The following is a 12,836-nucleotide window of genomic DNA, read 5'->3' as shown; positions in this document are numbered from 1 at the left end:
AAGGGGTATGAAATAATAGTAAAGTGGCATGAAACGGCGTCTTGTCCAAATTCATGGCGTACTTTCAGAGATACCCACTTCAAAAAGTTAGCCGGACACTACTGATTCTTCATCATGAAAAATATTCTGCTGTTGCTATGCTTCCTGCCGCTCGCAGCATGCGCCCCCCAGAAGGTGCTGAAAGGATTCGATAGTGATTTTGATGGCGGCAAATCCTGGGCTGAGCTGCAGGTGCAACTGCCTGCCTACCCCAAAGCGGAGAATCTGCTGCCATTTGACGCCGGCCCCGCCAGCAATAATCTTCATTACATTGATGCCCCCTCCATCGTGGTGGGAGAAGATGACATAGTCCGCTACACTCTGGTAATCAAATCACCTGAAGGAGCAATGAACATAAGCTACGAAGGTATGCGATGTGCGACCGACGGCGTGAGGGAGAATGTGAGAGCGGAACTATTAATTTTGAAATTCCAGATCACTGAAAAAAGGCTTTACGCCATTGGCCGTGACGACAAGACCTGGGTACGGGCGCGGGGATCGAAATGGGAGGAACTCGAAGATAAATCCCAGCACTATGCACAACGGGCGCTTTCCAGATATTTCTTCTGCCCGGCTAATATTATTGTAAGAAATGAGAAAGAGGCTATTCAAGCGTTGAAGAGCGGTAGCCATCCGCGCGTAATTCAGTAGCCCGTGGTGCACGCTGAATTCACGCGTTGAAGAGCTCATCGCATCGCAACAGACAGTTCCATGGTCGCTAGCGACCTGCCGAACTTAAAGAATCAAAGCTAAAAAGTGAATGGGCACGGACCCGCGGAGGATTTATTCCGAGATCCTTTAAGATCGAAGCAGTGACACAACACTTTTGATCTCGCGCCGCAACAATGTCAAATCGACTGCCGGGAGAGACGCCAAGGCTACGGTGGCATTAGTACCGGATACCGGCTCGACCATACCCTGTCCCAGGCGGCTGCGAGCACCGTGGATGGTGAAACCGTGCTCGTAAAGTAATTCCCGAATACGGCGAACCAGCAGTACTTCATGATGCTGATAGTAACGGCGGTTGCCCCGTCGCTTGACAGGCTTCAATTGTGCGAATTCCTGCTCCCAATAGCGCAATACATGCGGCTTGACGCCACACAACTCGCTAACTTCGCCAATCGTGAAATAGCGCTTCGCCGGAATGGGCATCAAAGCGCTACTGGGCGTTATGTTTTCCATGCTGATTCTGTTCAACCATTGCCTTCAGTTTCTGGCTGGCGTGGAAAGTCACCACACGCCGTGCGGTAATTGGTATTTCTTCGCCGGTCTTGGGATTGCGGCCCGGGCGTTGCCGCTTATCGCGCAATTGAAAATTGCCGAACCCTGAAAGTTTCACAGCATCTCCATTCTGCAGCGCGGCGCGGACTTCTTCATAGAAAGATTCCACCATATCCTTCGCCTCTCGCTTGTTAAACCCAACTTTCTCGAATAATAAATCCGCCAGCTCAGCCTTCGTTAAGGTCATACTCTCCCTCATCTGTTTATTTACGTTTCTGGATGTGGCTAATCAGCCATTCCTTTTCTTTCAACCTAAAACCGGTAATTGGACGGGATGAATCAAAACACTGTCTATTAAATGAGCGGTCAACTACCGGATTCAGGTTCAATTACGTAGCCTTGCGCCAAACTGATTTTCCAGAATATTTATCAATTTTGTCATGACCAAGTCTACTTCCGCGTCAGTCAATGTTTTTTGAGTATCTTGTAATAACACCCGGAATGCAAGACTTTTTTCGCCATTTTCCATCCCCTTGCCGCGATACACGTCGAACAGGGAAATTTCCAGAATCATGGGTGATTTTTCCGCTTGCATACCATCCAGCATCGCCTGCACGGTAATATCCTCCTCCACCACCACAGCGATATCGCGTCGTATTAGCGGAAATTTTGATATCTCCGCAGCCATCGGCAGCTTTCGTGTCAGCAGGATATCCAGATCCAATTCGAACAATACAGCGGAATCAGGCAAACCAAGCTTTTGCTGCCAGCGGGGATGAAGTTCTCCCAGATAGCCGGCGATTCTTTCACCCAAACGAATTCGGGCCGATTTACCGGGATGCAGGGTGGGATGGGAAACTACCTCAAAATTCGGCAGTGCGGGCCAAAAGAGCGCCTCGATATCCGCCTTTACATCATAAAAATCCACTCTGCGAGCGGACATTCCCCACTGTTCCGCTACGGCGTCTCCATAGCAAAGTCCAGCCAGTTTCTCCGGTTGCGCATAAGTTTCACCTTCTCTCACGAAGCAACACCCGATCTCGAACAGTCGCACTCTGGCCTGCTTGCGGTTAAGATTGAATTGCAAGTTTGATATCAGGCCGCCAAGCAGGCTGCTACGCATCACCCCCATCTGACTGGATAGCGGATTTTTCAATGCTATCGGTGTTTTCTCCCCCGCCAGCTCCAATTCCCATGAGACATCCACGAAAGCATAGTTGATGACTTCCTGGTAGTCTCGTCCTACCAGAATCTTCCGCAACTGCGGCGATGCGTGTACGGATTCAGACGCGGGCAGCATGCCCAGCTTTGCATGGGGAAACGCCGCTGGAATATGGTTGTATCCGTAAATGCGTGCCAATTCTTCAATCAGGTCTTCTTCTATGGCGAGATCGAAACGGTAACTCGGCGGCGTTACACGAAATACACCAGCCACGCCGGCCGTAGAGGAAAAATTGAATTGCAGGCGCCGTAATAGCGTGGCGGCCGTGGCCTCATCAAGTGTGATGCCCAGCACTCTCCGTGACCGTTCCAACCGCAGATCAATCGGATTGCGTTGCGGCAATTTACCCCTGACTTCAGTAATCGGGCCCGCCCTGCCGCCACAAATATCGAGCACCAGACTTGTAGCGCGTTCCATCGCATTGCGCGTGGCGGCAAAGTCCACGCCGCGTTCAAAACGGTGCGCCGAATCGGAACTAAAGCCCAGGCGGAATGATTTACCGGCGATCACCTCCTGACTGAAAAATGCGCTTTCCAGAAACAGGCCGGTTGTACCTTGCTGCACGCCACTTTCATTCCCGCCCATGATACCTGCGAGCGCCAGCGGCTTGGCCTCATCGGCGATCACCAGCATGTCGGGCTGCAAAACGAGGTCTTCACCATTCAGCAATTGGAGCATTTCGCCGGATCCGGCATAGCGCACATGGATTGCCCCCGCACCCGTATGCCCGCCCGTAATCCTGGCCAGGTCGAAAGCATGAAGCGGCTGGCCGGTTTCCAGCATGACATAGTTGGTCACGTCCACCACTGCGTTGATCGTGCGTATCCCGCTGCGCTCCAGGCGGCGAATCATCCATTGCGGCGTGGGAACATCAAGAGATATTTCACGTACTACTCGCCCACAATAAAGTGGACAGGCATCTGGCGCATCCACGTATACCGCCAGACTTTCCTCGATCCGATCCTGAACCGGTTCGATTTCGAGCGGCTTAAGCATTCCGGAAGTAATCGCCGCCACTTCCCGCGCTATGCCGGATAGCCCCAGGCAATCGGCACGGTTGGGTGTCAGCTTGAGTGTAATAAGGGTATCATCCAGTTCATAATAATCGCGGAAATCCACACCTATTGGCGCATCGCCAGGGAGCAGCAACAAACCCGCCTCGGTTTCTTCCAAACCGAGCTCCCTGGCTGAGCACAGCATGCCGGAGGATTCGACCCCGCGTATCCTCGTCTGCTCAATGACAACCTTGGGTAGTTGCGCACCAGCTAAAGCACATGGCACTTTTATACCGGCACGAACATTCATCGCACCACAGACGATTTGTAGCGGCTCGTTACTCGCGGTGGAGCCAGCGTTCACTTGGCAGACATTGAGGTGATCGGCATCCGGATGTTTTTCCACGGACAGGACTTCGGCCACCACCACCTTGTTGAAAGCCGGGGCGACAGGCTCGATGGCTTCCACTTCCAGACCCGCCATGGTCAACGCATGGGCGAGATCACGGGTGGATAATGGTGGATCAACAAAAGTACGAAGCCAATTTTCAGAAAATTTCATGAGCGCCTGGTTTGCCGCGAAAGAAACGGTTCATGTTCTATGGGTATTGCCACCAATCTGAATCCACGAGAGCGTCCGCCGTGCGGTTGCCTGTCTCGTTTAATGAAAATCTCATGCGCCTGAAAAATAGTCCTTAATGTGTCACAAGTATCCGTCTACAGAGTGCAGCGAAATTTTTATGCCCACCCTATTCTGAGAACCGAGGCAATGACAGAGTCAGCGATTACCGGAATCGGGATTGAATTTGGATCGATTGACTGAAGCGCTCTAATTGAACTGCTTAAGAAATCGCAAATCATTCTCGAAAAATAAGCGCAAATCGTTCACGCCATACCTCAGCATCGCCAGCCGCTCCACTCCCATGCCAAAAGCGAAGCCAATATATTTTTCGCTGTCTATATGAGCATGTTTAAAAACGTTAGGATGCACCATGCCGCAACCCAGGACTTCCAGCCAGCCTGTGTAACTGCATATACGGCAACCACTACTACGGCACATCACGCAACCAATATCCATTTCCGCAGACGGCTCGGTAAACGGGAAGAAAGAAGCGCGGAAGCGCACCGGCAAATCGTCGCGCTCGAAAAAATGTTGCATGAAATCCGCCAGTACACCCTTTAGCGCCGCGAAATTGGCGTTTTCATCCACCCATAAACCCTCTACCTGATGAAACATGGGGGTATGCGTCAGATCCGAGTCGCAACGATATACCCGCCCGGGCGCGATTACCTTTAAGGGCGGCTGATTGTTTTGCATATACCGTATCTGTACCGGCGAAGTATGTGTACGCAGCAAATGCTCATGATGCTCATTATTCCCGCTACTGCCATCGTCGACGTAGAAAGTGTCGTGCATCGCCCTTGCCGGATGATTTTCAGGAATGTTAAGTGCGGTGAAATTGTAGAAGTCGGTTTCGATCTCAGGGCCCGATGCCACCACAAAACCAATCGAACGAAATAATGACTGGATACGCTCCAGCGTAAGTGTTACCGGATGCAAGCCGCCCATTCCCAGGCCACGGCCGGGCAGCGTCACATCCAGTGTCTCACCGATCAGCTGCGCCTCCATCTTTTTTTCCTGTATCGCATCACGACGGAGCTTAAGTGCTGCTTCCAGCGTTTCCTTTGCCTGGTTGATGCGGCTACCCATTGCAGGCCGTTCTTCCGGTGGTAGCTTGCCCAATCCCTTCAGCAATTCGGTTAGCCTGCCGTTGCGGCCGAGATAGCATGCCTTGGCCTGCTCCAACTCAATGGCATCATCTATGCCATTGAACAGACTAATAGCTTCACTAAGGAGGGAATCCAGATTATTCATGAGAACGCAATAGGGAGCTCAGTTACCACAAGAAAAAAGGAGGCAAGGCGCATCTGCCTTTAGCCTCCTCGCGGTTCTCGGTACGACCGGCTATATGGCCAGGCTGGCCTTGGCTTGTTCAACTATTTTCACGAAAGCCGGCTTATCAAATACGGCAATATCAGCCAGCACCTTGCGATCCACTTCAATCGCGGCCTTCTTCAAACCGTTCATGAATACGCTGTAGGATAGGCCACATTCGCGCGCAGCCGCATTGATACGGGCGATCCACAAGGCGCGAAACTCACGCTTCTTCTGGCGACGATCACGGTACGCATACTGTCCCGCTTTCATCACCGCTTCCTTGGCAATGCGATAGACGTTTTTGCGGCGCCCGCGATAACCCTTCGCCAGATTCAGCACTTTCTTATGACGGGCGTGAGCCGTTACACCACGTTTTACTCTTGGCATGGCAGTCTCTCCTTAAGCGTAAGGCATCATGGCGCGCACGGACGCCACATCGCTGCAATGAACGCCAGCGGTACCACGCAATTGGCGCTTGCTCTTCGTGGTTTTCTTGGTAAGTATGTGGCGCTTGAATGCCTGCGAACGTTTAACGCTGCCGCCGGCTCGCACTTTAAAGCGCTTTGCCGCACCACTCTTGGTTTTCATCTTTGGCATGACACGACTCCTGTTTTAATATGACGCCGGGTGTTTCCTGTTGGAACGCTTTTAAGACCCGGAAATCACTTGTTGTTCACCCGCCACGTATCTGTGCCGGGCTTGCTGCTATCGACGCAGAGCTCGACAATCCCTGCTAACGTCACCTTCCAGACCTCCAGCCGCTATGGTACCGCACCCGAATCCATTGCGGATGTGGCGCCATCAGTCTCCGCCTTCGGCTTGCTTTCCTTCGGCTTGGCTACTTTTATTTCCTTTTTCCGGGGAGACAACACCATTACCATCTGCCGCCCCTCCATTCTGGGAAACTGCTCCACCACCGCATGCGGCTCCAGATCACCCCTTATCCGCTCCAGCAAGCGCACACCGAATTCCTGATGCGCCATTTCACGGCCGCGAAAGCGCAACGTAATTTTAGCTTTGTCACCCTCTTCCAGGAAACTGATCAGGTTGCGCAGCTTGATATGGTAATCGCCATCATCGGTGTTGGGCCGGAACTTGACTTCCTTGATCTGGACTTGTTTTTGTTTGAGCTTGGCTTCGTGTTTTTTCTTGCTTTCCTGATAACGAAACTTGCCGTAATCCATCAATCGGCACACCGGTGGCTGGGCGGTAGGCGCAATTTCGACCAAATCCACCTCGGCTTCCTCCGCCATGCTATTGGCGATCGCCAGAGAGACTACACCTATCTGCTCTCCTTCCACACCAATCAAGCGCACTTCCGGCGCATTAATCTCCAGATTGATACGCGCTGCTTTTTCCTGAACTATAGTAGTTCCCCAAGTCTGTTAATAAATCAAGCCGCGCCAGCTCTGATGGATGCTTCCGCTTTCAGCCGCTCAATCAACGTCTGCAAAGACATCTGGCCGAGATTCGAACCCTCGCGGGTTCGCACGGAAACCATTTTCGCCGCCACTTCCTTGTCGCCCACTATGATCTGATAGGGCAGTTTTTGTAAACTATGCTCCCGTATTTTATAAGTTATTTTCTCATTTCTCAAGTCCGCATGCACTCGAATGCCATTGTACTTGAGTTCATCGGCCACTTTTCGGGCATAATCCGCTTGTCCATCGGATATATTCAGCACCACCGCCTGATCCGGCGAAAGCCATAACGGGAGCGCCCCTGCGTGGTTTTCGATGATAATGCCGATAAAGCGCTCCAGCGAACCAAGGATCGCCCGATGGAGCATCACCGGCACGCGGCGGGAATTGTCTTCGGCAACGTATTCAGCGCCTAACCGCTCCGGCATGGAAAAATCCAGTTGCAGCGTACCGCACTGCCACACACGTCCGATGCTGTCCTTAAGAGAAAATTCTATCTTGGGTCCATAGAAAGCGCCTTCGCCGGGCTGCAAATCCCAATCGAGCTTTTTATGGTTCATTGCCGACTGCAATGCGGCTTCCGCCTTATCCCACTGTTCTTCCGAGCCAACACGCTTTTTCGGGCGGGTTGAAAGTTTCACCAGGATCTCGTTAAATCCGAAATCGGTATAGACCTTGTGTAACAAGTCAATAAATCGCACCGCCTCATCCTGCACCTGAGATTCGGCACAGAAAATATGCGCATCATCCTGAGTAAATGCGCGTACCCGCATGATACCATGCAGCGCACCCGATGGCTCATTCCGGTGACACGAGCCAAATTCCGCCAGCCTCAAAGGCAAGTCACGGTAACTTTTTAATCCCTGCTTGAATACTTGAACGTGACCGGGACAATTCATTGGCTTGACGGCAAAGTCACGATCTTCCGAATGCGTAATGAACATGTTCTCGCGAAAGTTTTCCCAGTGACCGGAACGCTCCCACAAACCTTTGTCCAGCACCGATGGTGTACGGATTTCCAGGTAGTCATTATCGCGAAACACTTGCCGCATGTACTGTTCCACCTGTTGCCAGATGACCCAGCCTTTTGGATGCCAGAATACCATGCCCGGCGCTTCTTCCTGAATATGAAATAAATCCAGTTGTTTGCCGAGCCTGCGATGATCGCGTTTTTCCGCTTCCTCGAGACGATGGAGATAGGCGTCCTGATCCTCTTTTTTTGTCCAGGCCGTGCCATAAATCCGTTGCAGCATTTCATTGTGCGAGTCCCCGCGCCAGTAAGCGCCCGCCAACTTCATCAACTTGAATACCTTGAGCCTTGAAGTCGTTGGTACATGCGGTCCGCGACACAAGTCGGTAAAATTCCCCTGGGAATAGAGTGAAACATCTTCATCGCCAGGAATGGCTTCGATTATCTGAGCCTTGTAATGCTCACCCTGATTCTTGAAAAAATTAATGGCCTCAGAGCGCTCCCACACTTTGCGCTCTACTTTCAGATTACGCGCGCTGATTTCCGCCATGCGCTTCTCTATCGCCTCCAGATCTTCCGGCGTAAACGGACGCTTGTAGGAAAAATCGTAATAAAATCCATCTTCGATCACCGGACCGATAGTGACCTGGGCTTCCGGAAATAATTCTTTCACCGCATGTGCCAGCAGATGCGCGCTGGAGTGGCGAATGATTTCCAGCCCTTCCGGATCTTTCTCGGTAACAATGGCCAGATCGCTGTCGGTCTCGATGCGGCTGGATGTGTCCATCAATTTACCATTCACTTTTCCCGCCAGCGCGGCGCGAGCCAGTCCCGCACCGATCGACGCCGCAACTTCGCCCACCGTCACCGGTTGCTCATACCTGCGTTCCGAACCATCCGGCAGACGAATGACAGTCACAACTTCTTCCTTTCGTAAGGGTAGCCTAAGCTATCAAGTATTCTCAAAATTTGCGGAAGCCAGCATTTTTTCCGCACGACTCGTGTTGTGCAAGCCGCATTCTCCCATAGCTCTCATTGAGCGACAACTCAATGCACCAATCAGTGGCTGGTCGAGACCTACGAACATCATGACCAATGCAGCGCCGCTCGCACAAGAGCCCCGGAAGAGGTTCTTTAGCTGATGCGGAAAAACAGCGATTCCCGCATGCTCCGATAAGTGGCATACAGTCTTACTGCTACCGAGGACGGTATTGAGAAGCCTGCCAGGTTGTATTAAGCATGCGAAACGAACATTTCCACAAGGGAACTGCCCGGTTCTGATAAACCAGAGAAGATTAAGAAGAAAAGTTTGGGGAGACCCAAACAACATCGCTCGGGCCGGTAATTTTGCGCCTGTTGGATCGCCTGCTTTACCTATCACTTTCAGGCTACGGAACCTCTGAATAGGTTTCCGTGGTGCATACTGCGGGCAAAATCCGCAAATTTATTCAGAGGTGGTCCAAGCTGGATAATCCATCGTTCTATGTGAAATTAAAAGCTGGCCTCACGCTTGAGCAGCTCTTCGATCTTGAGACCCACTTCCGATTGGCCTCCGAATACGGTCCCAATCTTCTTTTTGCTGAGATGCTCCAGATTGGTGTTATAGGCTTGAGCAGGTAGCGGGAAGAATTTAACTTCTTTAACCAGTGTTACCGCATTGTTCATATAAAACTCGACAAGCTCCTTGACTTCAGGTTTCTCAGCTGCCTTGACGTTGACGTAAATAAAAATTGGGCGAGACAGGGGCTGATAGCTCCCATCTTCCACTGTTTTGGCGGATGGGAGGACGCCGCTTTTGCCTCCATCAACAGCGACTGCTTTGACCTTCTTCTGATTCTCGACATAGTAAGCGTAACCAAAAAAACCGAGTGCGTTCTTGTCGCTTGCCACTCCCTGCACCAGCACGTTATCGTCCTCGGATGCGGTAAAATCGCCACGGCTCGACTTAGCCTTGCCGACGATGGCTTCCGTAAAATAGTCGAAAGTGCCGGAATCCGCACCCGCACCATAGAGTTTCATCGGCTCGTCAGGCCACGCCGGATTTACTTGATTCCATCTCATGATTTTGCCCTGCGCAGCCGGCTCCCAGATTTTCTTTAACTCTGCGACAGTGATGGTTTTGGTCCAATCATTTTTCGGATTTACCACCACCGTCAACGCATCAAACGCCACTGGCATTTCGACATATTGCACGCCGGCTGCTTTGCAGTCATCCATCTCTTTTTTCAGGATGGGACGCGACGCATTGGCAATATCGATTTCCCCACGGCAAAATTTCTTGAAACCGCCACCTGTACCTGAAATACCGACCGTTACTCTAATTTTACCTTTCTTGGCTATTTGAAAGTCTTCCGCCACCGCTTCGGTTATGGGGTAGACGGTGCTGGAGCCGTCTATTTTGACAACCGCGTCGGCGGCGCCTGCAACGCCGGCAGCGCCGATTAACATACCCAGTACGGCCGATATCCCAAGCGCCTTTCCAGTTGGCAATCTTAACATTTCATTCTCCATTTAATTGATCAGATATCGTCAGGTACGCAATATGACCATACTAAGTCACCCATATTACCGTTTTGCGACATTGGCACGAATCGGCATTTGCGACTCATGGATTATGCCTATCGAACGGTTTGATCATAAAGGCAAATATGGGTGACAAAATTGCGACGCTCCGGGGAGCACATCTTATTAACAGCCATTTCCACTGTTTAATTGCTTAATCCGCCGCGGCACTCCGCACAACGTCCGCAATCTTCTCCGCCCAATGTTCAACCTTCTGCTTAGATTCACCTTCCACCATTACCCGTATCAGTGGCTCGGTGCCTGATGCACGTAGCAGCACGCGGCCGCTACCGTCCAGATCGCGTTCAGCTTCCGCCTGCGCCATTTTGATCGCCACATTGACGCGTGAATCGAATCCTTTGGGAACCTTGACGTTGATTAACTGTTGCGGATAAAGCGTTACCCCGCGCGTCAGCCCCGCCAAAGTCTTGCCGGTATCGCGCAGCGCATATAATACTTGCAGCGCGGAAATAATGCCGTCACCCGTGGTGTGCTTGTCGGTGCAAATAATATGGCCTGAGCCCTCACCGCCCAGCTGCCAACCTTCTTTCTGCATGAGTTCCAATACATAACGATCACCCACATTAGCGCGGGCAAAGGGAATATTCAGTTTCTTCAAACCATTTTCGACCGCGAGATTGGTCATCAGAGTCCCTGCCACACCCCCCTTGAGCAATCCCTTCTGCTGACGGTGTGCGGCAATAATGTAGATCAGCCGGTCGCCGTCAAAGAGGGTACCTTTATTATCGACCATGACTACACGATCGGCATCGCCGTCCAGTGCAATACCGATATCGGCCCGATGCCGCCTGACAGCTTCCCGCAGGGCGGCACTATGGGTTGCACCGCATTCGTGATTAATATTGAGACCATCGGGCTGGACCCCGATGGCAACCACATCCGCACCCAGCTCATGCAGCACGTGCCCAGCAATTTGATATGCCGCCCCGTGGGCGCAATCAATCACGATGCGCAAGCCGCGTAGATCGAGATGATTTGGAAAGGTACTTTTGCAGAACTCGATATAACGCCCTCTTGCATCATCGACACGCCGTGCTTTGCCGAGCTGCGCCGAAGGCATCGACTTGATGGGAGCATTTAATCCCGCCTCTATCTCATGTTCCGTAGCATCGGGCAATTTGCTGCCCGCGGCGGAAAAGAACTTGATGCCGTTATCCTCAAACGGATTATGTGAAGCGGAAATGACAATCCCCGCCTGCAAACGCAATGCACGGGTAAGATAAGCCACTGCTGGTGTCGGAGTGGGGCCGGATAACAGTACATCCACCCCGGCCGCGGACAATCCCGCCTGCAGTGCCGATTCCAGCATATATCCCGATATGCGCGTATCCTTGCCGATCAGTACTGCCGGACGTTCACCCTTGGATAAGTGCCAGTCGGAGGAAGCCAGAACCTTGCCGGCAGAATAGCCGAGATGCATAACGAATTCCGGCGTGATGGGTATTTCTCCTACACGTCCACGCACTCCATCAGTGCCAAAATATTTTCTGGTCATCGAAAAATTCCTTAAGTGGTCAGAATTGAGTGAGAGGCGCGCATGGCGTTCACCTCGGTGTTTTACCTTGCGAACACATGATCTTCATATGCAATCGGATAACGCAGGCATTGGGACAATTTTCTGGCTGTTTTTAAATGGCGGCATCCCTGAAACGCTAAACCATGTTTACCGCATCATAAACCGCCAACGCATCCCTAGTCGCTTTGACATCATGTACACGCAGGATTCTAGCGCCCTTGGCTCTCGCCAGTAAAGCTGCGGCAACACTGGCATGAACCCGGTCACCCACCTCATTGCCGGTGATCTTTCCCAACATGGATTTACGCGACAATCCCACCAGCACCGGTACACCCATATCCATGAATTGATCGAGATGGCGCAGTAATTCGATATTATGGCTCAGTGTCTTGCCGAAACCGAAGCCAGGGTCTATTACCAATCTCTCGCATGGTATGCCCGCAGCTTCCGCCGCGTTCAGGCGCTGCCGCAAGAAGTCCTTCACCTCTGCTACCACGTCATTATACTGAGGATTAGCCTGCATGCTGAGCGGATCGCCCTGCATGTGCATGAGGCACACCGCGACACCGCCTTCCGCAATCGCCTCGAGCGCACCGGGCGCCCTCAGAGCATTCACGTCATTAATCATGATCGCGCCGGCCTCTATTGCTGCCCGCATCACCTCCGGCTTGGATGTATCCACTGAAACAGGCGTGTTCATGCTTGATAAGGCCTTCACCACCGGAATGATACGATGCAGTTCCTCTTGCACACTCACTGGAGTGCCGCCGGGACGAGTGGATTCACCCCCAACATCCAGCAAATCAGCACCCTCTTCAATGAGTTGCGCCGCGTGGCGCAGAGCACTCTCGGTCGAAGCAAACAAACCACCGTCAGAAAAGGAATCTGGCGTTACATTGATGATCCCCATAACCAGAGGGCGGGATGAAA

12 protein-coding genes are annotated in these 12,836 nt (G+C 52.0%); 1 reads left to right on the top strand and 11 read right to left on the bottom strand.

Annotated elements, in window-relative coordinates; translation table 11 throughout:
• Window positions 1-114: 114 nt before the first annotated feature.
• On the top strand, window positions 115-690 hold the full coding sequence (locus BLR00_RS04580; protein ID WP_074631048.1) for a CNP1-like family protein: 576 nt from the start codon (window positions 115-117) through the stop codon (window positions 688-690).
• Between the two features lie 147 nt (window positions 691-837).
• On the opposite strand, the gene BLR00_RS04575 is transcribed toward BLR00_RS04580, so the two are convergent.
• From BLR00_RS04575 to folP, 11 genes are all read right to left on the bottom strand, one after another.
• Window positions 838-1,221, bottom strand: a complete 384-nt coding sequence (locus BLR00_RS04575) for a MerR family transcriptional regulator (RefSeq protein ID WP_074631047.1) — start codon at window positions 1,219-1,221, stop codon at window positions 838-840.
• Window positions 1,199-1,519: an integration host factor subunit alpha gene (locus BLR00_RS04570; protein ID WP_256324047.1), complete on the bottom strand. Its 321-nt coding sequence runs from the start codon at window positions 1,517-1,519 to the stop codon at window positions 1,199-1,201. The genes BLR00_RS04575 and BLR00_RS04570 overlap by 23 nt, the downstream gene beginning before the upstream one ends.
• Before the next feature lie 126 nt (window positions 1,520-1,645).
• A complete protein-coding gene (gene pheT, locus BLR00_RS04565) occupies window positions 1,646-4,039 on the bottom strand; it encodes a phenylalanine--tRNA ligase subunit beta (RefSeq protein ID WP_074631045.1) in 2,394 nt (797 codons plus the stop codon).
• 267 nt (window positions 4,040-4,306) lie between these two features.
• Entirely contained in the window at window positions 4,307-5,353 is a 1,047-nt protein-coding gene (pheS, locus tag BLR00_RS04560; protein WP_074631044.1) for a phenylalanine--tRNA ligase subunit alpha, read from the bottom strand.
• A gap of 90 nt (window positions 5,354-5,443) precedes the next feature.
• On the bottom strand, window positions 5,444-5,803 hold the full coding sequence (gene rplT, locus BLR00_RS04555; protein WP_074631043.1) for a 50S ribosomal protein L20: 360 nt from the start codon (window positions 5,801-5,803) through the stop codon (window positions 5,444-5,446).
• A 12-nt stretch (window positions 5,804-5,815) separates the two neighbouring features.
• Window positions 5,816-6,013, bottom strand: a complete 198-nt coding sequence (gene rpmI / locus BLR00_RS04550; protein ID WP_041512338.1) for a 50S ribosomal protein L35 — start codon at window positions 6,011-6,013, stop codon at window positions 5,816-5,818.
• Between the two features lie 164 nt (window positions 6,014-6,177).
• Window positions 6,178-6,732, bottom strand: coding sequence for a translation initiation factor IF-3 (gene infC / locus BLR00_RS04545; RefSeq protein ID WP_256324046.1), 555 nt, complete (start codon window positions 6,730-6,732; stop codon window positions 6,178-6,180).
• 77 nt (window positions 6,733-6,809) lie between these two features.
• A complete protein-coding gene (thrS, locus tag BLR00_RS04540; protein ID WP_074631041.1) occupies window positions 6,810-8,726 on the bottom strand; it encodes a threonine--tRNA ligase in 1,917 nt (638 codons plus the stop codon).
• Window positions 8,727-9,298: 572 nt separating this feature from the next.
• Window positions 9,299-10,255, bottom strand: a complete 957-nt coding sequence (locus tag BLR00_RS04535; RefSeq protein ID WP_371130395.1) for a PstS family phosphate ABC transporter substrate-binding protein — start codon at window positions 10,253-10,255, stop codon at window positions 9,299-9,301.
• 268 nt (window positions 10,256-10,523) lie between these two features.
• Window positions 10,524-11,885 (bottom strand): phosphoglucosamine mutase, encoded by a 1,362-nt coding sequence (glmM, locus tag BLR00_RS04530; protein WP_074631039.1) that lies wholly within the window; start codon window positions 11,883-11,885, stop codon window positions 10,524-10,526.
• 157 nt (window positions 11,886-12,042) lie between these two features.
• On the bottom strand, window positions 12,043-12,816 hold the full coding sequence (gene folP, locus BLR00_RS04525; protein WP_074631038.1) for a dihydropteroate synthase: 774 nt from the start codon (window positions 12,814-12,816) through the stop codon (window positions 12,043-12,045).
• Window positions 12,817-12,836: the final 20 nt, after the last annotated feature.

Source organism: Nitrosospira multiformis, assembly GCF_900103165.1.
In the GTDB taxonomy this organism is placed as follows: Bacteria; Pseudomonadota; Gammaproteobacteria; order Burkholderiales; family Nitrosomonadaceae; genus Nitrosospira; species Nitrosospira multiformis_D.
The sequence above is the reverse complement of the archived record's forward strand: the minus strand, read 5'-3'. Positions and strand labels throughout refer to the sequence as shown.

Bases quoted from the DNA above. Each gene is read 5' to 3' on its own strand.
- pheS (WP_074631044.1), bottom strand. From the start codon at position 5,353: ATGAATAATCTGGATTCCCTCCTTAGTGAAGCTATTAGTCTGTTCAAT.
- pheT (WP_074631045.1), bottom strand. From the start codon at position 4,039: ATGAAATTTTCTGAAAATTGGCTTCGTACTTTTGTTGATCCACCATTA.
- folP (WP_074631038.1), bottom strand. From the start codon at position 12,816: ATGGGGATCATCAATGTAACGCCAGATTCCTTTTCTGACGGTGGTTTG.
- BLR00_RS04580 (WP_074631048.1), top strand. From the start codon at position 115: ATGAAAAATATTCTGCTGTTGCTATGCTTCCTGCCGCTCGCAGCATGC.
- rplT (WP_074631043.1), bottom strand. From the start codon at position 5,803: ATGCCAAGAGTAAAACGTGGTGTAACGGCTCACGCCCGTCATAAGAAA.
- BLR00_RS04575 (WP_074631047.1), bottom strand. From the start codon at position 1,221: ATGGAAAACATAACGCCCAGTAGCGCTTTGATGCCCATTCCGGCGAAG.
- BLR00_RS04535 (WP_371130395.1), bottom strand. From the start codon at position 10,255: ATGTTAATCGGCGCTGCCGGCGTTGCAGGCGCCGCCGACGCGGTTGTC.
- glmM (WP_074631039.1), bottom strand. From the start codon at position 11,885: ATGACCAGAAAATATTTTGGCACTGATGGAGTGCGTGGACGTGTAGGA.
- BLR00_RS04570 (WP_256324047.1), bottom strand. From the start codon at position 1,519: ATGAGGGAGAGTATGACCTTAACGAAGGCTGAGCTGGCGGATTTATTA.
- rpmI (WP_041512338.1), bottom strand. From the start codon at position 6,013: ATGCCAAAGATGAAAACCAAGAGTGGTGCGGCAAAGCGCTTTAAAGTG.